This is a genomic window from Phenylobacterium sp., assembly GCF_030679875.1.
Lineage (GTDB): Bacteria > Pseudomonadota > Alphaproteobacteria > Caulobacterales > Caulobacteraceae > Phenylobacterium.
The window spans coordinates 1-17,566 of sequence record NZ_JAUXSP010000012.1 but is presented as its reverse complement, the minus strand read 5'-3'; the positions used below and the strand labels follow the sequence as shown (position 1 = coordinate 17,566).

Genomic DNA, 17,566 nt, shown 5'->3' with positions numbered 1-17,566 from the left:
CTCAGGCGGCGTCGGACAGGGGCTCGGCCATGCTGACCCGGTTGCGACCACCGTGCTTGGAGGCATAGAGGGCCGCGTCAGCTCGTTCCATGAGGCTGTGGGCGGTCTCTCCCAGCGGGCGCTCGGCAAAGCCCGCTGAGACGGTGATATTGCCGAGATCCTCGTTGGTGGAGCGGCGCTTCAGCACCCTCGACCCTATCTCCTCGCGAATCGCTTCGAGCGCGGCCGACGCGGCCTCCCGCTGCTCGCCGGGGAAGATGATCGCGAACTCCTCGCCCCCATAGCGGGCGGCAAGCCTGGGGGTCGCGCCGACCCGGCCGATGACGCTGGCCACATACCGAATTACCTGGTCCCCGGTCTGGTGTCCCCAGGTGTCGTTGAAATTCTTGAAGTGATCGATGTCGATAAGGGCCAGGGTCAGGCCGCCTCTGCCAGCGTCCGCCTCCTGGCAGGCCCGCTCCAGTTCTTCGTCGAACGCCTTGCGGTTCGCCAGATTGGTGAGCCCGTCGGTCGTGGCCTCGCGGCGGACCAACTCCAGATGTTCACGCAGCCGGGCGACTTCGCTGCTCGATTCGCTCAGACGTTTTTCCAGGAACTGGTTTTCCTGCTGCACCCGCTGGGTGGCGCCAGCCAGGGTCTTCACTGTCGCCTCAAGGCTCGCCACATCCTTTTCGGCGGCCAGGGACTGACTGGCGGTGGCCAGGGTGAGGCCATAGGCCTTGCTGGACTGCTTGGCGGAATCGATGGCTGCGGAGACCGAGGCCAGTTCGCGGCTCAACTGGTCGCCAGTGTCTCGAATCTGCTCATTGAGCTTGGCCTTCGGCAGATACAGGGCCGCCAGCTCTTCGCTGACGAGGTCAGTGAACGCCGTCCCGGCCGAGAGCATCCGGGTCATTTCCTGCCCGAGGGGCGCATCGGGCGCAGCGAGGAAGTGGATCCAAAGCTCGAAGTTGACCGAGGTCGGCCAGACCCGATGGCGTTCCATTTCGGCGATGGCCTTTCGAGCCAAGCCAAAGCCTTCCGGACCCCTGAGCCTTATCTCGAGTTCATGAGACATTGACTGACTTTCCTGCCCACCGCCGCCGACCCGCGGCGCCACGGATTCCCCCGTACTTCGAGCGCTACCCTAGGGAACAGAGTCAAACGAGCGGTTAAGGTCGAACGCCGGTCTTTAACTTCAGTCGTCTCGGGTGGGCGTGGGCCGCAGCAGGAAGGCCGGCGTTTCACCGCCGAACCCACGGACGCCATTGCGATGATCGTCGGCCTCATCACGGGCTTTGACGCCGCGGATCGGCCGCTCGGTCGGGCGAGCAGATCGGCGGGGAGCTGGCTCAGGCGACTCGGCATCCTGCGGGGCGGCCTCAAAGACCTCAGCGGAGACTGGGGGCGCCTCGGCCTGCACGGCGGCGGGGGCTTTCTTTTCGCCCCGCGTCCGGGGGCTGCGGGTGCGGCTGCGGGCACGCGGCCGCTCCTCGTCGGTCGAGGCGACCTCAACCGGCGGGGCAGGGCTCTCGGCCACAACGACCGCTTCCGCGGCGGCTGGGACGGGGGCTTCACCCTCATCGCGAGCCGGACGACGGCTGCGCGAGGGGGAGCGCGATTCGCCCCGGCGACCGTCTCGGCTGCTTGAACTGCGACCGCCACTGCGGCCGCGCTCGTCGGTGAGACTGGCCCAGTCCAGATCAAGGGGAGCCATCTTGGGGGTCTGGCCGATCAGCTTCAGCACCTTGTCCAGGGACTTGGAGTCCGCGGGGGTGACGATCATGTAGGTCTCGCCGGTCCGCCCGGCGCGACCCGTCCGCCCGATCCGGTGGACATAGTCGTCGGCGTGGTGGGGGACATCGTAGTTGAACACGTGGCTGACAGCCGGAATGTCCAGGCCACGGGCCGCCACGTCCGAAGCCACCAGGAGCTTCAACTCGCCCTTGCGGAAGCTCTCGAGGGTCCGGGTGCGGGTCGCCTGATCGAGGTCGCCGTGGATCGGGGATGCGTCGAAACCGTGGGACTTGAGCGACTTGGCGACGATGTCGACCTCGGTCTTCCGGTTGCAGAAGACGATGCCGTTCTTCACGTCGGCCCGCTCGGCCAGGGCGCGCAGGGCCGCGCGCTTGGCCTTGGAATCGGAAACCGGAAGTTCGGTGATGTACTGGGTGATGGTCTCGGCGGTCGTGGCCGGGCGGCTCGCCTCGATCCGGGTGGGATCGTTGAGGAACTGCTTGGTGAGCCGGGTGATCTCCGGCGGCATGGTCGCCGAGAAGAACAGCACCTGACGCCGAGGCGGGGTCATTTTGAAGATTCGCTCGATGTCGGGAATGAACCCCATGTCGAGCATGCGGTCGGCCTCGTCGACCACCAGCATCTGAACCCCGGTGAGCAGCAGCTTGCCGCGCTCGAAATGGTCCAGGAGCCGGCCTGGCGTGGCGATCAGGACGTCGACACCCCGATCGAGCTTGGATTCCTGGTCGCCGAAGGACACGCCACCAATCAGGAGGGCCCAGCTGAGCTTGTGGTACTTGGCGTACCGCTCAAACGACATGGAGACCTGGTCGGCCAGTTCCCGCGTGGGGGCGATCACAAGGGCCCGGGGCATCCGAGCCTTGGAGCGGCCGGCCGCAAGCCGATCGATCATCGGCAGGGTGAAGGCCGCGGTCTTGCCCGTTCCGGTCTGGGCGATGCCCAGCACGTCGCGGCCCGCAAGGGCGACAGGGATCGCCGCCTCCTGGATGGGCGTGGCGGTGGTGTAGCCGGTTTCGGCTATGGCCTTGAGCGTCGATTCCGACAGGCCCAGAGAAGCAAATTCAGTCATTCAGCGGCTAATCAAGATCAGCAGACGCGAACCTCGCGCCGCGGATCGGCAAGCGCGTCGTTATCGAGGCGCGCCGCGGAACATAGGCGTAAGCGCTTTCAAGTCAACGCATCAGGCGCCCTGGCCAGGGTCAGCGGTGCGATTGTCCGCCCGGGGGTGGTCCTGGTCACACGTCGAGATCTTCGGTGGCGAATTCGGCGTTCTCCTGGATGAACCGGAACCGCAGTTCAGCCTTGCGGCCCATGAGAGCCTCAACAAGGTCGATCACCGCCTCCTCGGCGCGGGGCAGGGTGACCCGGGCCAGGATCCGCTTGGCGGGATCCATGGTGGTCTCCTTGAGCTGGGCGGGCATCATCTCCCCCAGGCCCTTGAACCGGCCGATCTCGGGTTTCTTGCCCTTGAACTGGGTGGCCAGCAATTCCTCACGATGGGCGTCGTCGCGGGCATAGACCGTCTTGCCCCCATGGCTCAGCCGGTAAAGCGGTGGCAGGGCCAGAAACAGCCGTCCGGCCCGGATCAGGCCGGGCATGGTGCGGTAGAAGAAGGTGATCAACAGCGAGGCGATATGGGCGCCGTCTACATCGGCGTCGGTCATGATGACGATGCGCTCATAGCGCAGGTCCTCTTCCTTGAACCTGGCGCCAGGCTGGACCCCGAGCGCCAGCATCAGGTCGCTGAGCTCCTTGTTGGCGCCGAGCTTGTCGGCGCCGGCGGAGGCCACATTGAGGATCTTGCCGCGCAGGGGCAGGATGGCCTGGGTGCGGCGGTCGCGGGCCTGTTTGGCCGAGCCGCCGGCCGAATCACCCTCGACCAGAAAAAGTTCGGTGCCGTCAGAAGCCTGGATTGCGCAGTCGGCCAGCTTGCCCGGCAGCCGAAGCTTCCGCGTGGCCGAAGCCCGGGCTACGTCGCGGTCCTTGCGGCGCTTCAGCCGCTCCTCGGCGCGCTCGATCACGAAGGCCAGCAGGGTGCTGGCGGCCTTGGGCTGGGCCGTCAGCCAGTGGTCGAAGGGGTCGCGCAGGGCGGCTTCCACCAGGCGCTGAGCGTCGCTGGAGGACAGGCGCTCCTTGGTCTGACCCTGGAACTCTGGGTTCTTGACGAAGACGCTGATCAGGGCGCCGGCCTGGGCTAACACGTCCTCGGCGGTGATCACCGCCCCACGCTTCTCGTTGGTCAGCTCCGCATAGGCCTTGAGGCCGCGGGTGAGGGCGGCGCGAAGGCCGGCTTCATGGGTCCCGCCCTCAGGGGTCGGCACGGTGTTGCAGTAGGAGCGCATGAAGCCGTCGGCCTCGCCAAAGCCGTCGGCGGTCCAGGTAATGGCCCATTCCACAGCCCCGGCCTCGCCCTGCCGCGTGAAGCGGCCGGCGAACGGCTCAGGCGTGACAGTCTCGAGCTTCTCCACCTGTTCGGCGAGATAGTCGGCCAAGCCGTTGGGAAAGCGGAACACCGCCTCTGCAGGGGTTTGATCCTGCAGGCGCGCGGGGTCGCACTTCCATCGGATCTCCACGCCGCCAAACAGATAGGCCTTGGACCGCGCCATCCGGTAGAGCCTGGCCGGCTTGAAGGCCACGCCCTCGCCGAAGATCTGCGGATCAGGCAGGAAGCGGATCATGGTGCCGTGCTTGCGGCTGGGCTGGCCCTTTTCGATGGGGCCCAGGGGCTTGCCGCGGGCGAAGGCCTGGCGCCACTCGAAGCCATCCTTCCAGGCCGTCACCTCGACTCGTTCAGAGAGGGCGTTGACCACTGAGACGCCGACGCCGTGCAGGCCGCCGGAGGTCTCATAGGCCTTGCCGGAGAATTTCCCCCCCGAGTGCAGCACGGTCATGATGACTTCCAGGGCCGACTTGCCCGGGTGCTTGGGGTGGGGGTCGACCGGGATGCCGCGGCCGTCATCCTTGACGCTGAGATAGCCGTCGGCGTCGAGGTACACCTCGATAAATTTGGCGTGGCCGGCCACGGCCTCGTCCATGGCGTTGTCCAGCACCTCGGCGAACAGGTGGTGCAGAGCCCGCTCGTCGGTGCCGCCAATGTACATCCCCGGCCGCTTCCGCACCGGTTCCAGCCCTTCGAGGACCTCGATGTCCTTGGCCGAATAGCCGCCGGCGGGCGAGCTCTCAGCAGTCTGGCCGGGGGGCGGGGGCGGACTTGGCCTCGGCTCATGACTCTGCGCCAGGGGCGAAGCCGGAGCCGGGTTCAGAGCGTCATCAAAGAGGGAGGCTTGGGGAGGGGCCTTGGACATTGGCTCGGAAGCTGGGGCGATTCGGGAGGACCCGGTATGAATCGGGCTGGAAGACAAATCAATGCGCAGGCCAGGGAATGGAAAAAGGGCCGCAGCGTCGGCTGCGGCCCCTTCCCAGGTCAGGTCAGAACCTGAAGCTTAGCACTTGTAGTACATTTCGAACTCGACCGGGTGCGGATGCAGTTGCAGGCGCATCACTTCTTCCATCTTCAGTTCGATGTAGGCGTCGATGAAGTCGTCATCCATGACGCCGCCCTTCTTGAGGAAGGCGCGGTCCTTGTCGAGGTTCTCAAGCGCTTCACGCAGGGAGCCGCAGACTTCCGGAACCTTCTTCTGCTCGCGGGGGGGCAGGTCATACAGGTTCTTGTCCATGGCCGGGCCCGGATCGATCTTGTTCTCGATCCCGTCGAGGCCGGCCATCAGCAGGGCCACGAAGGTCAGGTAGGGGTTGCCCATCGGATCAGGGAAGCGAGCTTCGATCCGCTTGGCCTTCGGGGAATCCACATGCGGGATGCGGATCGAGGCCGAGCGGTTGCGCGACGAATAGGCCAGCTTCACCGGGGCTTCATAGCCAGGCACCAGGCGCTTGTAGCTGTTGGTGGTGGAGTTGGCGAAGGCGTTGATGGCCTTGGCGTGCTTGATGATGCCGCCGATGTACCAGAGGCAGTCCTGGGACAGGCCGGCATACTTGTCGCCGGCGAACATGGGCTGGCCGTCCTTCCAGATCGACTGGTGGACGTGCATGCCCGAGCCGTTGTCGCCGAACATCGGCTTGGCCATGAAGGTGGCGGTCTTGCCGTAGGCGGCGGCCACATTGTGGATGACGTACTTATAGAGCTGCATCCGGTCGGCCATGGTCAGCAGGTCGTCGAATTTCAGGCCGAGTTCATGCTGCGCCGGCGCCACTTCGTGGTGGTGCTTTTCAGGCTTCATACCCAGCTCGCCCATGACGGCCAGCATTTCGCCCCGGAGATCCTGGGCGGAGTCGACCGGGTTGACCGGGAAGTAGCCGCCCTTGGGGCCGGGCCGATGGCCCATATTGCCTTCGGCATATTCCTTGGACGAGTTCACCGGCAGTTCGGTGGAGTCGAAGGCGTAGCCGGTGTTGTGGCCCGCGGTGGACCAGCGCACGTCGTCGAACAGGAAGAACTCGGCCTCAGGGCCAAAGTAGACGGTGTCGCCGACGCCGACCGACTTGACGTGGTTCAGGGCAGCCTTGGCGATGGAGCGCGGATCGCGGTTGTAGGGGGTGTTGGTGTCGGGGTTCAGCACATCGCAGAACAGGCACAGGGTGGTCTGCTGATAGAAGGGGTCGATATAGGCCGAGTTGAGGTCCGGCCGCAGCTTCATGTCGGACTCGTTGATGGCCTTCCAGCCGACGATCGACGAGCCGTCGAACATGGTGCCGTCGGTCAGGAAGTCGTCATCGACCAGATCGATGTCGAAGGTGACGTGCTGCATCTTGCCGCGGATGTCGGTGAACCGGACGTCGACATATTTGACGTCCTTCTCAGCGATCATATCCAGAATGTCTTTGGCGGTGGTCATGGCGGTTATCCCCTAACTCGCGTGATAGGTCAGAACGTCAAACCGCAAGCGCGCCGGTTTCCCCGGTGCGAATGCGCAGAACCTCGATGATTTCGGAGACAAAGATCTTTCCGTCTCCGATGCGGCCCGTACGCGCCGCGGTGGTGATCGCTTCCAGAGCGCTGTCGAGCTGGTCGTCGGCGACCACCACCTCGATCTTAATCTTGGGCAGGAAATCCACGACATACTCCGCGCCGCGGTACAGCTCCGTCTGCCCCTTCTGCCGTCCGTAGCCCTTGGCCTCAAGCACAGTCATGCCCTGGACGCCCAATTCCTGCAGGGCTTCCTTCACCTCGTCGAGCTTGAAGGGTTTGATGACGGCTTCGATCTTCTTCATGGGGCCTCTTCGGACTAATCGCGCCGCCCTGCGCGGGGGGTTGAGGCGACGGAGCATGCCCGGCCGCCGGGCGACAAGAGGCCCCCCGGCCGGAAGATCGGGGGGAGCGCTCGAAATCGCCCCGTGCGCATGAAATAGGCGCCGGGCGCCTATAAGTTGTGCGACGCGGAAATGGCCTTGTGAGCCGCCAATAGCCCCCTAGGATCGCCCGGCGCAGTTGGGTGCGGAGGCGTAGCAATGGACGATAGAACCCCAGTTCTGATCGGGGCGGGACAATTCACTTACCGGGGCGAACCGCAAGTTTCCCCGGCGCCGACCCAACTGCTGAAGATTGCGGCGCTCGCCGCGGCCAAAGACGCCGGCCTGTCCGAGGCGGCCCTTCGGACCCTAGATAGCTTGGCTGTGGTGGGGTTCACCGTCGATGCCCCTGGGGGTGGCCGACCGACGCCGCACAGCGCCAATCCGCCAGCGAGCCTGTCGCGCGCCCTCGGCGCATCGCCTGACTGGTCGGTCTATTCTCACATGGGCGGCAATAGTCCCCAGCAGCTGATCAACCTGCTGTGCGAGCGCGTCTCCCGCGGAGAGACCAGCCTGGGGCTCGTGGTGGGCTGTGAGTTCCTGGGGTCGGCCACCAAGCGTCTGACCAAGGCGATTGGCTTCGACGACTGGGGTGAAGACCTGGACCAGGCGCCGCCGGAGCGGATCGGCGATCCGCGGCCCGGGGCGACCCCCTATGAGGCGCGCCATGGCCTTGGTCGCCCGATCAACACCTATCCCCTCTTCGAGAACGCCCTGCGGGCCCGGGACGGGCGCAGCATCCCTGAGCATCAGGCGCGCCTTGGCGCCCTGTTCGCCCCGTTCACGGAGGTTGCGGCCCGCAACCCTGACGCCTGGTTCCCCATTGCGCGCACGCCAGAGGAACTGGTCACCGTCACCGAGCGCAACCGGATGGTCGGCTTCCCCTACACCAAGTATCTCAACGCCATCATGGATGTAGACCAGTCGGCCGGCGTTCTGGTCGCCAGCCTCGCCAAGGCCCGTGAACTGGGCGTGCCGGAGGACAGGCTGGTCTATCTGCATGGCTGCGCCGACGCCGCCGACCTCTGGTATCCGCTGGAGCGGCAGAATTTTCATTCCAGTCCCGCCATGCGCCTGACCGGCGCGCGCGCCCTGGAGATGGCCGGCGTCGGCCTCGACGCCATCGGGATCATCGATCTCTATTCCTGCTTCCCCATCGCCGTGGAGATTGGCGCCGAGGAACTGGGCCTCGCCCTGGATGATCCCCGCGGTCTGACCGTGACCGGCGGGCTGCCCTATGCCGGCGGGCCTGGGAACAACTACGCCATGCACTCCATCGCCGTGATGATGCAGCGCCTGCGCGCCGCCCGGCACGACTATGGGCTGATCACCGCGAATGGCTGGTTCCTGACCAAGCAGTCCACCGGCGTCTATTCCTGCCGCCCGCCCAAGGGGCCGTTCGAGCGCCAGGACCCATCGATCATCCAAAGACAGATCGACGCCCTGCCGCATCCGGTTGTCACAGAGACTCCGCAGGGTCGTGCAGTGATCGAGACCTACACGGTGGTCCATGGCCGGGAGGGGTACATGATGGGGATTGTCGTGGGTCGTGACGAAGCTGACCGTCGGTTCGTCGCCCATACGCCATCCGATGCCGCCGTGTTGAAAAGTCTAGAAGCGGTGGAATCCGTGGGCCGGCCCGGTACGGTGGGGCCAGCCCCTGAGGGCCAACGCAATCTCTTTGTCCCGGACTGAAGTCATGCCCCGCCTCTATCTGATCCGACACGGAAAACCCGCCGCCACCTGGGGGGGGCACGACGACGATCCCGGCCTGGACTCGACCGGGCAGGACCAGGCGGCCGCTGCGCGGGACTTCCTGCTGAACCTGCCGGAAGACCAACGTCCGCGCCGGGTGGTGTCCTCGCCCCTGGCCCGGTGTCGGGAGACCGCAGACCCAACTGCGCAGGCGCTGGGAGTCCAGGTGGAGATCGACCCTGGGGTCGGGGAAATCCCCACCCCATCCAGCCTGGCGGCGGACGCGCGCGGGGCGTGGCTTCAACAGGCTTTCCAAGGCGACTGGCGCGAGATCAAGGGTGATCTGGACTATGACGCCTGGCGCCGGCAGGTGGCTGAGGCCCTGCATCACCGGGGCGACACCGCGGTGTTCAGCCACTTCGTGGCCATCAACGCCGTGGTTTCGCTCCTGACCGGAGAAGACCGGGTCGTCAGCTTCCGTCCAGATCACACCTCGATCACAGTCTTGGAAACCGACGGTAAATCCTTGACCTTGGTTGAGAAGGGGCGCGAAGCCTCCACCGGCGTACTCTAGTCGATTGCCGGAGGTCCCGTGGCGGCCAAACAGATTTTGACCGTGGCCGAGATGGCGGCGGCCGATCGTGCGGCGGTCGCCGCCGGAACCTCGCCCCTGGACCTGATGGCGCGGGCCGGGGCGGCTGTAGCCGGGGCGGTGGTGTGTCGGTTCGCGCCCTGCGAGACCCTCGTGCTCTGTGGGCCTGGCGACAATGGCGGCGATGGCTATGTGATCGCACGGCTATTGGCCGAACAGGGCTGGCCTGTGCGGGTGGCGGCTTGCGCAGCGCCTCGTTCGGAGAGCGCCAGGATCATGGCCGCCCAGTGGCGCGGCGCGACCCTGGACCTCGCAGGGGAGGTGGAGGCCGAGCTCTATATCGACGCCCTGTTCGGCGCGGGCCTGTCGGGACCACTCACGGGGGACGTCGCCCGGGTCGTCCAGCACCTTAACGCCACCCCGGAGCGGGTGGTGGCGGTGGACGTTCCGAGCGGTCTTCCCGGCGACACGGGCCAGCCGCAAGGCGTCTGTGGTCGTGCGGCTCTGACGGTGACCTTTCATGCCCGCAAGCCGGCCCATGTGCTGGAGCCTGGTCGGGGACGATGCGGTGAGGTGATCGTGGCCGATATCGGGCTTTCGGGCACAGAGGCCAGCCTGTTTGAGAACGGCCCGGAGCTCTGGGCGCAGCGCTTTCCCTGGCCCACAGCCGCCTCGCACAAGCATGCGCGGGGCCGGCTGGTGGTGGTCAGCGGCTCAGCGTGGAACACGGGAGCGGCCAGGCTCGCCGCGCGGGCCGGTCTGCGGATCGGGGCAGGGGTCGTGACGGTCCTGTCGCCGATGGACGCCCTGGCGGTAAACGCCGCCCACCTCGAAGCCATCATGCTGCGCCCCTTCGACACCGAGGCGGAGCTGGAGGTTCTGGCCACAGAGGTGGACGCCGCCGTCATCGGCCCCGCGGCCGGGGTCAATGAGACGACCTTGATGAACGTCCTGGCCCTGGCCCGCACCGGCGCGGCCCTCGTGCTCGACGCCGACGCCATCACCGTCTTTCAGCAGGACCCCGAGGAGCTGTTCTCCGTCCTCGACCGCGACGATGTGCTGACCCCTCATCCCGGCGAGTTCGAGCGCCTGTTTCCCGGGGTGATCGATGCGGCGCCGGAGAGAATCAGCGCGACCCGCCGCGCCGCCCAGCTAGCCGACGCCGTGGTCCTGCTGAAGGGGCCCGACACCGTCGTCGCCGCCCCGGATGGTCGCGCCGCCGTAGCGCTGAACGGCTCGCCCTGGCTCGCCACCGCCGGGAGCGGCGATGTGCTGGCAGGCTTTATCGGCGGACTGGTCGCCCAGGGTATGGACAGCTTTGAAGCCGCCTGCGCCGCCGCCTGGATCCATGCAGAGGCCGCGCACGCTCATGGTCCTGGCCTGATCGCCGAGGACCTGCCCGGGCTGACCCCGACTGTGCTTGAGACCCTTTACGTCGCCCGATAGCCTCTCTTCGCCCCAGGCGGGCTGGGCGGGCCGCCGCCAGGTCCTTACGGCCATTCATCTTGACGCGAGGGGGCAAACCGCCGATGGCAGGCGCCGGAACGCGGGCGTGGCGGAACTGGTAGACGCACTGGATTTAGGTTCCAGCGCCGCAAGGCGTGGAGGTTCGAGTCCTCTCGCCCGCACCAACCTTTGCTCTTGGACAGGGGAGGCGCCCGTGACATAAGGGCGCCCTCCCGCCGCCTCGACGTAGGCGGCGCTTTCCGTTTCACCATTAGGCGGACCGTCAAGAGCGCGTGACAGCGCCCCGGAGTCCGGAAGCAAGAATGTCGATGCAGATCGTTGAAAAGTCCGGTGAAGGCCTGAGCCGCGTTTACGGCGTCACTGTTCCGGCCGCCGACCTGGCCGAACGCCTGGATGCGCGCATCACCGAGATCACGCCCCAGCTCAACATCAAGGGCTTCCGCCCGGGCAAGGTGCCGCCGGCCCACGTGCGCCGGGTGCACGGCAAGGCCCTGATGGCCGAGCTGGTTGAGCAGGCCATCACCGAGTCCACCCAGAAGGTGCTCGAAGAGAACAAGTTGCGCCCCGCCGGGGAGCCCGACCTGAAGCCCGATGGCGACCTGCAGGATGTGGTGGACGGCAAGGCCGACCTGTCCTTCGAGATCGCTCTTGAGATCATGCCGGAGTTCGAGCCCGTCGATCCCGCCACGCTTGAGCTGGTGCGTCCGGTCTACAAGCCCGGCGACGACGAGGTCGATGAGGCCCTGGCCGAACTGGCCAAGCAGAATCGCAGCTTCGAGCCGCGCACCGGCAAGACCGTGAAGGCGAAGGACGGCGACCAGCTGACCATCGATTTCGTCGGCAAGATCGATGGCGAGGCCTTCGAGGGCGGGTCGGCTGAAGGCGCCCAGCTGGTGCTCGGTTCCGGCAGCTTCATTCCCGGCTTTGAAGAGCAGCTGGTCGGCGCGAAGCCCGACACCGACGTGGTGGTCAAGGTGACCTTCCCCGAGGATTATCAGGCCGCGCATCTGGCCGGCAAAGAGGCCGAATTCGAGGTCAAGGTGACCGCGGTGTCGGCGCCTGTGGACACCGTCGCCGACGACGCCTTCGCTGAGAAGCTGGGCATCGAGAGCCTGGACAAGCTCAAGACCCTGCTGCGGGACAATATCGAGCAGCAGTATGTCAGCGCCTCGCGCTTCAAGCTGAAGCGGGCCCTGCTGGACGCCCTGGACACCAAGCACGACTTCCCCTTGCCGCCCAAGATGGTCGAGGCCGAGTTCGCCGCGATCTGGACTCAGGTGCAGCAGGACAAGGCCGGTGAAACCCTGCCGCCGGAAGACGCTGAGAAGACCGACGAGCAGCTCAAGAGTGAGTACCGCAAGATCGCCGAGCGCCGGGTGCGCCTGGGCCTGGTCCTGGCCGAGATCGGCCGTGTCAACAATGTGCAGGTCACTGAGCAGGAGCTGATGGAAGCCATGCGTCAGGAGGCCATGCGTTACGGTCCCCAGGCGCAGCAGGTGTTCGACATGTTCCGCCAGAACCCCAACGCCCAGGCCCAGCTGCGCGCGCCGATCTTCGAGGACAAGGTCGTCGACCTGATCGTCGGCAAGGCCAAGGTCGAAGACAAGGACGTCAGCAAGGACGAGCTGATGGCTGAGGACGATCTGCCGGAAGGCTACGGCGAGTAAGCCTTGCGTTGCGCCCAAGCGGCGCGACAATGTGATTGCGGATCCCGGCGTGGCCTGCAGGCGGCGCCGGGATCATGCATTTTAGGGCTTCCGAAAGGGCCGACGTCGGAGGGTCGCCTTGCATCCGGCCGACGCAGACGCGATATCGGAAGGGACGGCGGCGATCTGACGTTCGCCAATCGAGAAGGGCTCTTAAGCTTATGCGTGACCATGTGACCACCGCGCTCAACCTCGTGCCCATGGTGGTCGAACAGACCAGCCGCGGCGAACGCGCCTTCGACATTTTCTCCCGGCTGCTGAAGGAACGAATCATTTTCCTCAACGGCCCGGTCGAGGACGGCATGGCCGCCCTGATCTGCGCCCAGCTTCTCTATCTGGAGTCCGAAAACCCCAAGAAAGAGATCTCGATGTACATCAACTCGCCCGGCGGCATCGTGACGTCCGGCCTGGCGATCTATGACACCATGCAATACGTGAAGAGCCCGATCTCCACGGTCTGCATGGGCATGGCGGCGTCCATGGGCTCGTTTTTGCTGATGGCCGGCGAGAAGGATCAGCGGATTTCGCTGCCCAACGCCCGGATCATGGTCCACCAGCCGTCCGGCGGCTACACCGGCAAGGCCTCGGATATCCAGCGCCACGCCGAAGACATCATCAAGACCAAGGGCCGGCTGAACGAGCTGTACGCCAAGCACACCGGCCAGCCCATCGAGGTGGTGGAGCAGACCCTAGATCGCGACCACTTCATGACCGCCGAGGAAGCCAAGGCCTGGGGTATTGTCGACCACGTCTATGAGCGTCGCTCGGAAGACTAGAGACGGTCTCGCGCGGCGCTGAGCAGCGCCGCGCGTCCCGCCTCCGCGGTGACGTCAAATCGGTCGAACTGCACCGCGCCCTTGCCCCTCAAGTCGGCATACAGACCGGTGGGGTCTTCATGGAAGTGCAGGAAGGCCCGACCCCGGCGGTAGAAAATACCGCGCCTCGTCTCCTTGAGCCCGGGCAGGGCGCGTATCTCGGCGAGCAGCAGCTCTAGCTGATCGAGGGCTTCGGCGCGGGCGTGTCGCATGGGGCGTGGTCCTCAGCGATCAGCGCGGCCCTCCCAGGCCATTGGTCTCGCATGGTCCGCACCATCTTTCCCGATTCAGCTGTTGGCGCGCGACCCTGTTTTGGCGCGCGACCAAGCGTCAGGGGCTTTCCTTGAACACCCTGTAGCCGGACTCCTCGGCGATCTTCAGCATCTCACGGTCGCCGCTGGTGTCCCCATAGGCCGCCCGCAGGCGCAGGTCCGGCCCAAACACCGCCTGAAGCCGGGCGACTTTTTCGGGGCCCCGGCAATTGCGCCCGTCGAACATGCCGGCCACCCGATCTTCGGAGTCGAAGGCGAGCCGGGTGGCGATCAGATGATCTGCGCCAAGCCCGCGAGCGAAGGGCTGAACGATGATGTCCGGCGAGGCGGTGACGATCACCATGGTGGCCCGCCGGCCGCGCCAGCGTCGCCAGGTGTGCAGGGCGTCGGGGCGAAGGAGGCGGGGCGCATAGGCCTCGGCGAAGGCTCTGGCCTCGGCCTCAAGCTCCGCGCGGGGAACCCCTAGCAGGAACTCACGCACGGCCGCGGCCTTGATGCGGCCTCGGTTGCGATGAAACAGATAGGCGCCGCCGGACGGCGCAAGGCGACGCATGCCGCGGGCATAGCGCGCCGCGCCGGCCCGCCAGCGGAGGAAGGCGGTAAAGCTGTCCTTCGTGGTGATCGTGCCATCGAAGTCGAAGGCCACGACGCCCGTGTCGTCAGCCGGATCGTCCATGATTCCCCCAAATACGCGGCTTGCGCCGAAATAACGCAGTCTGGTCCCTGGACTGCAACTGTCCGGGCGGTCCCTGCCAGAACTGGGCCGCGACGTCCTCGGCTGAGCTGGGGCCATTCCCCTTTTCCTGTAAGGGAGTCGTGGGGTGACTTGCGCCAATCCGATACAATCCCATCTAGAGATTCGAAATTTCGCGCCATCTGGCCGGGCGGGTCGTCTGACGCGGCAGGTCCAGCAAGGCTTGTGATCCTGGCGCGGATCGGGGAATGTCAAGGATTGGACAACCCCCGGCGCGTATCCTGCAAGGACGGCAGGAAAACGCCGCCCGCGCCACGGGTACGGTTTCGACCGTCGTCGTCGAGAGAGTGAGACTGAACATGACCAAGGCCGCGAGCGGGGACTCAAAGAGCACGCTGTATTGCTCCTTCTGCGGAAAGAGCCAGCATGAAGTCCGCAAGCTCATCGCGGGCCCCACGGTGTTCATCTGCGATGAATGCGTCGAGCTCTGCATGGATATCATTCGCGAGGAGCACAAGATCTCCTTCGTGAAGTCGAAGGATGGCGTCCCGACGCCTCGGGAGATCCGCGAAGTCCTCGACGATTACGTGATCGGCCAGGACCACGCCAAGAAGGTCCTCTCGGTGGCGGTCCACAATCACTACAAGCGCCTGAACCACGCCACGAAAAACAACGACGTGGAGCTGGGCAAGGCGAACATCATGCTCATCGGGCCGACCGGCACGGGTAAGACCCTGCTGGCCCAGACGCTGGCCCGAATCATCGACGTGCCCTTCACCGTGGCCGACGCCACGACCCTGACCGAAGCCGGCTATGTCGGTGAGGACGTCGAAAACATCATTCTCAAGCTGCTGCAGTCGGCCGACTACAATGTCGAGCGGGCCCAGCGCGGCATCGTCTATATCGACGAGGTCGATAAGATCAGCCGCAAGTCGGACAATCCCTCCATCACCCGTGACGTGTCCGGCGAGGGCGTTCAGCAGGCCCTGCTGAAGATCATGGAAGGCACGGTGGCCTCGGTTCCGCCCCAGGGCGGCCGCAAGCACCCACAGCAAGAGTTCCTGCAGGTCGACACCACCAACATCCTGTTCATCTGCGGCGGAGCCTTTGCGGGCCTCGACAAGATCATCTCGGCCCGCGGGCAGGGGACCTCGATCGGCTTCGGCGCCAAGGTCTCGGACCCCGACGATCGGCGCACCGGCGAAGTCTTCCGTCGGGTGGAGCCTGATGACCTGCTGCGCTTCGGCCTGATCCCTGAATTCATCGGCCGACTGCCGGTGATCGCCACCCTGGACGATCTGGATGAGGACGCCCTGGTCAAGATCCTGACGGAGCCCAAGAACGCTTTCGTCAAGCAGTACCAGCGCCTGTTCGAAATGGAGAATGTCGGCCTGACATTCACCGACGACGCCCTGAACGCCATCGCCCGGAAGGCGATCGCTCGGAAGACCGGCGCTCGGGGTCTTCGCTCGATCCTTGAGGGGATCCTGCTCGACACCATGTACGAGCTCCCGACCTATGACGGCGTCGAAGAAGTCGTGGTCAACGCCGAGGTGGTCGAGGGGCGCGCTCAGCCGCTGATCATCTATGCGGAGCGTCGGGACAAGGGCGGGGCGGCCTGAGGCCCCCCCTGATCACGCATTTCTGTTGCGGCGCCGAAGACAAGTTGTCACGGCCCGGCCCGGCGCCGCTTGAACCAGCGTCCGAAGCGTCCACATAAATAGACTGAAGAGACCGCCACGTCGGCGGACGGACCGCCCGACTCAGGCGCATCGTCTGAAGTAACCGCGGCCCGAGGGTCGAGCCCTGCTTTTATTTCGAGGGGGCCGACCGGGAGTGAAAGCATATGTCTGAGACCAAGAAGACCCTTCCTGTCCTTCCGTTGCGGGACATCGTCGTGTTTCCGCATCAGCCCGTGCCGCTCTTCGTCGGACGGGAAAAATCCGTGCGGGCGCTCGAAGAGGCCATGCGCGACGATGGCAAGGACATCCTTCTGTTGACCCAGAAGGACAAGGACGACGACGATCCGTCGCCCATCGCCATCTATGAAATCGGCGTGGTCGCCACCATTCTGCAACTGCTCAAGCTGCCGGACGGCACGGTCAAGGTGCTGGTCGAGGGCAAGACCCGTGCGGCCGTCGCGCGCTACACCGATCAGGCCGACTACTATGAGGCCGAAATCGCGGACCTGCCCGAGGATGCCCAGGCGTCCCCCGAGGCCGAGGCCCTGAGCCGCGCCGTGGTTGAGCAGTTTGAATCCTATGTGAAGCTCAACAAGAAGGTTCCGCCCGAGGCCCTGGCGGCCATGCCGCAGATCGATAATCCCGGCGAGCTGGCTGATCGCGTGGCCTCTCACCTGTCGGTGAAGATCAGTGAGAAGCAGGCCCTGCTCGAGATCTTCGACGTCGTTAAGCGCCTGGAGAAGGTCTACGCCCTGATGGAGGGCGAGATCTCGGTCATGCAGACGGAGAAGAAGATCCGCAATCGGGTCAAGCGTCAGATGGAAAAGACGCAGCGGGAATACTACCTGAACGAGCAGATGAAGGCGATCCAGCGCGAGCTGGGCGAGCAGGACGACACCCGCGACGAACTCAACGAGCTGGAAAAGCGCATCAAGAAGACGCGCCTCTCCAAGGAGGCCCGCACCAAGGCTGAGGCGGAGCTGAAGAAGCTGCGCTCCATGAGCCCGATGTCGGCCGAGTCCACGGTCGTGCGGAACTATCTCGACTGGCTGCTCTCGATCCCGTGGGGCAAGGGCAAGCAGAAGCCCATCGACCTGACCCGGGCGGAGGAGATCCTCGACGAGGATCACTACGGCCTGGACAAGGTGAAGGAGCGGATCCTGGAGTATCTGGCCGTTCAAGCTCGCACTGGCGCGCTCAAGGGCCCGATTCTGTGTCTGGTGGGCCCCCCTGGCGTCGGCAAGACGTCTCTTGGCCGCTCGATCGCCAAGGCGACGGCGCGGGAGTTCGTGCGCGTGTCCCTGGGCGGGGTGCGTGACGAGGCCGAGATCCGCGGCCACCGCCGGACCTATATCGGCTCCATGCCGGGCAAGATCATCCAGTCGATGAAGAAGGCCAAGACCACCAACGCCTTCTTCCTGCTGGACGAGATCGACAAGATGGGCGCCGACTATCGCGGCGACCCAGCCTCAGCCTTGTTGGAGGTCCTCGATCCCTCGCAGAACTCGACCTTCGCCGACCACTATCTGGAGGTCGACTACGACCTGTCGCCTGTGATGTTCGTCACCACGGCCAACTCGCTCAACATGCCCCAGCCCC

General features: G+C 65.5%; 14 protein-coding genes and 1 tRNA gene. 8 read left to right on the top strand and 7 right to left on the bottom strand.

Features of this window, described 5'->3' with window-relative positions:
• Nucleotide 1: 1 nt before the first annotated feature.
• The 5 genes from Q8K84_RS07020 to Q8K84_RS07000 form a co-directional block, all read right to left on the bottom strand.
• Nucleotides 2–1,057 carry a diguanylate cyclase domain-containing protein gene (locus Q8K84_RS07020; protein ID WP_305281901.1) on the bottom strand — a complete coding sequence of 352 codons (1,056 nt, stop codon included), beginning with the start codon at nucleotides 1,055–1,057 and terminating at the stop codon, nucleotides 2–4.
• 120 nt (nucleotides 1,058–1,177) lie between these two features.
• Nucleotides 1,178–2,806: a DEAD/DEAH box helicase gene (locus tag Q8K84_RS07015; RefSeq protein WP_305281900.1), complete on the bottom strand. Its 1,629-nt coding sequence runs from the start codon at nucleotides 2,804–2,806 to the stop codon at nucleotides 1,178–1,180.
• Nucleotides 2,807–2,972: 166 nt separating this feature from the next.
• Entirely contained in the window at nucleotides 2,973–5,042 is a 2,070-nt protein-coding gene (gene parE, locus Q8K84_RS07010) for a DNA topoisomerase IV subunit B (RefSeq protein WP_305281899.1), read from the bottom strand.
• Nucleotides 5,043–5,180: 138 nt separating this feature from the next.
• Nucleotides 5,181–6,590, bottom strand: a complete 1,410-nt coding sequence (glnA, locus tag Q8K84_RS07005) for a type I glutamate--ammonia ligase (protein WP_305281898.1) — start codon at nucleotides 6,588–6,590, stop codon at nucleotides 5,181–5,183.
• 37 nt (nucleotides 6,591–6,627) lie between these two features.
• Nucleotides 6,628–6,966 (bottom strand): P-II family nitrogen regulator, encoded by a 339-nt coding sequence (locus tag Q8K84_RS07000; RefSeq protein ID WP_293317003.1) that lies wholly within the window; start codon nucleotides 6,964–6,966, stop codon nucleotides 6,628–6,630.
• 237 nt (nucleotides 6,967–7,203) lie between these two features.
• Here Q8K84_RS07000 and Q8K84_RS06995 point away from each other — a divergent pair, with 237 nt between their 5' ends.
• From Q8K84_RS06995 to Q8K84_RS06970, 6 genes are all read left to right on the top strand, one after another.
• A complete protein-coding gene (locus Q8K84_RS06995; RefSeq protein ID WP_305281897.1) occupies nucleotides 7,204–8,739 on the top strand; it encodes an acetyl-CoA acetyltransferase in 1,536 nt (511 codons plus the stop codon).
• A 4-nt stretch (nucleotides 8,740–8,743) separates the two neighbouring features.
• A complete protein-coding gene (locus Q8K84_RS06990; protein WP_305281896.1) occupies nucleotides 8,744–9,313 on the top strand; it encodes a histidine phosphatase family protein in 570 nt (189 codons plus the stop codon).
• Between the two features lie 18 nt (nucleotides 9,314–9,331).
• Nucleotides 9,332–10,777, top strand: coding sequence for an NAD(P)H-hydrate dehydratase (locus tag Q8K84_RS06985; protein WP_305281895.1), 1,446 nt, complete (start codon nucleotides 9,332–9,334; stop codon nucleotides 10,775–10,777).
• A gap of 100 nt (nucleotides 10,778–10,877) precedes the next feature.
• Nucleotides 10,878–10,962 (top strand) — tRNA-Leu (locus tag Q8K84_RS06980).
• Between the two features lie 144 nt (nucleotides 10,963–11,106).
• On the top strand, nucleotides 11,107–12,465 hold the full coding sequence (gene tig, locus Q8K84_RS06975; RefSeq protein WP_305282063.1) for a trigger factor: 1,359 nt from the start codon (nucleotides 11,107–11,109) through the stop codon (nucleotides 12,463–12,465).
• A gap of 200 nt (nucleotides 12,466–12,665) precedes the next feature.
• Nucleotides 12,666–13,280 (top strand): ATP-dependent Clp protease proteolytic subunit, encoded by a 615-nt coding sequence (locus tag Q8K84_RS06970; RefSeq protein ID WP_305281894.1) that lies wholly within the window; start codon nucleotides 12,666–12,668, stop codon nucleotides 13,278–13,280.
• On the opposite strand, the gene Q8K84_RS06965 is transcribed toward Q8K84_RS06970, so the two are convergent.
• Both Q8K84_RS06965 and Q8K84_RS06960 read right to left on the bottom strand, forming a co-directional pair.
• Nucleotides 13,277–13,531, bottom strand: a complete 255-nt coding sequence (locus Q8K84_RS06965) for a hypothetical protein (protein ID WP_305281893.1) — start codon at nucleotides 13,529–13,531, stop codon at nucleotides 13,277–13,279. The genes Q8K84_RS06970 and Q8K84_RS06965 overlap by 4 nt on opposite strands.
• A 118-nt stretch (nucleotides 13,532–13,649) precedes the next feature.
• Nucleotides 13,650–14,267 carry an HAD-IB family hydrolase gene (locus Q8K84_RS06960; RefSeq protein ID WP_305281892.1) on the bottom strand — a complete coding sequence of 206 codons (618 nt, stop codon included), beginning with the start codon at nucleotides 14,265–14,267 and terminating at the stop codon, nucleotides 13,650–13,652.
• 377 nt (nucleotides 14,268–14,644) lie between these two features.
• Between Q8K84_RS06960 and clpX the strand changes: the two genes are divergently transcribed.
• Together clpX and Q8K84_RS06950 are read left to right on the top strand one after the other, a co-directional pair.
• Entirely contained in the window at nucleotides 14,645–15,907 is a 1,263-nt protein-coding gene (clpX, locus tag Q8K84_RS06955) for an ATP-dependent Clp protease ATP-binding subunit ClpX (RefSeq protein WP_305281891.1), read from the top strand.
• 224 nt (nucleotides 15,908–16,131) lie between these two features.
• Nucleotides 16,132–17,566 (top strand): LON peptidase substrate-binding domain-containing protein (locus Q8K84_RS06950; RefSeq protein ID WP_305281890.1); only part of this gene is annotated, 1,435 nt, incomplete at its 3' end.

Bases quoted from the DNA above. Each gene is read 5' to 3' on its own strand.
- Q8K84_RS07020 (WP_305281901.1), bottom strand. From the start codon at position 1,057: ATGTCTCATGAACTCGAGATAAGGCTCAGGGGTCCGGAAGGCTTTGGC.
- Q8K84_RS07015 (WP_305281900.1), bottom strand. From the start codon at position 2,806: ATGACTGAATTTGCTTCTCTGGGCCTGTCGGAATCGACGCTCAAGGCC.
- parE (WP_305281899.1), bottom strand. From the start codon at position 5,042: ATGTCCAAGGCCCCTCCCCAAGCCTCCCTCTTTGATGACGCTCTGAAC.
- glnA (WP_305281898.1), bottom strand. From the start codon at position 6,590: ATGACCACCGCCAAAGACATTCTGGATATGATCGCTGAGAAGGACGTC.
- Q8K84_RS07000 (WP_293317003.1), bottom strand. From the start codon at position 6,966: ATGAAGAAGATCGAAGCCGTCATCAAACCCTTCAAGCTCGACGAGGTG.
- Q8K84_RS06995 (WP_305281897.1), top strand. From the start codon at position 7,204: ATGGACGATAGAACCCCAGTTCTGATCGGGGCGGGACAATTCACTTAC.
- Q8K84_RS06990 (WP_305281896.1), top strand. From the start codon at position 8,744: ATGCCCCGCCTCTATCTGATCCGACACGGAAAACCCGCCGCCACCTGG.
- tig (WP_305282063.1), top strand. From the start codon at position 11,107: ATGCAGATCGTTGAAAAGTCCGGTGAAGGCCTGAGCCGCGTTTACGGC.
- Q8K84_RS06970 (WP_305281894.1), top strand. From the start codon at position 12,666: ATGCGTGACCATGTGACCACCGCGCTCAACCTCGTGCCCATGGTGGTC.
- Q8K84_RS06965 (WP_305281893.1), bottom strand. From the start codon at position 13,531: ATGCGACACGCCCGCGCCGAAGCCCTCGATCAGCTAGAGCTGCTGCTC.
- Q8K84_RS06960 (WP_305281892.1), bottom strand. From the start codon at position 14,267: ATGGACGATCCGGCTGACGACACGGGCGTCGTGGCCTTCGACTTCGAT.
- clpX (WP_305281891.1), top strand. From the start codon at position 14,645: ATGACCAAGGCCGCGAGCGGGGACTCAAAGAGCACGCTGTATTGCTCC.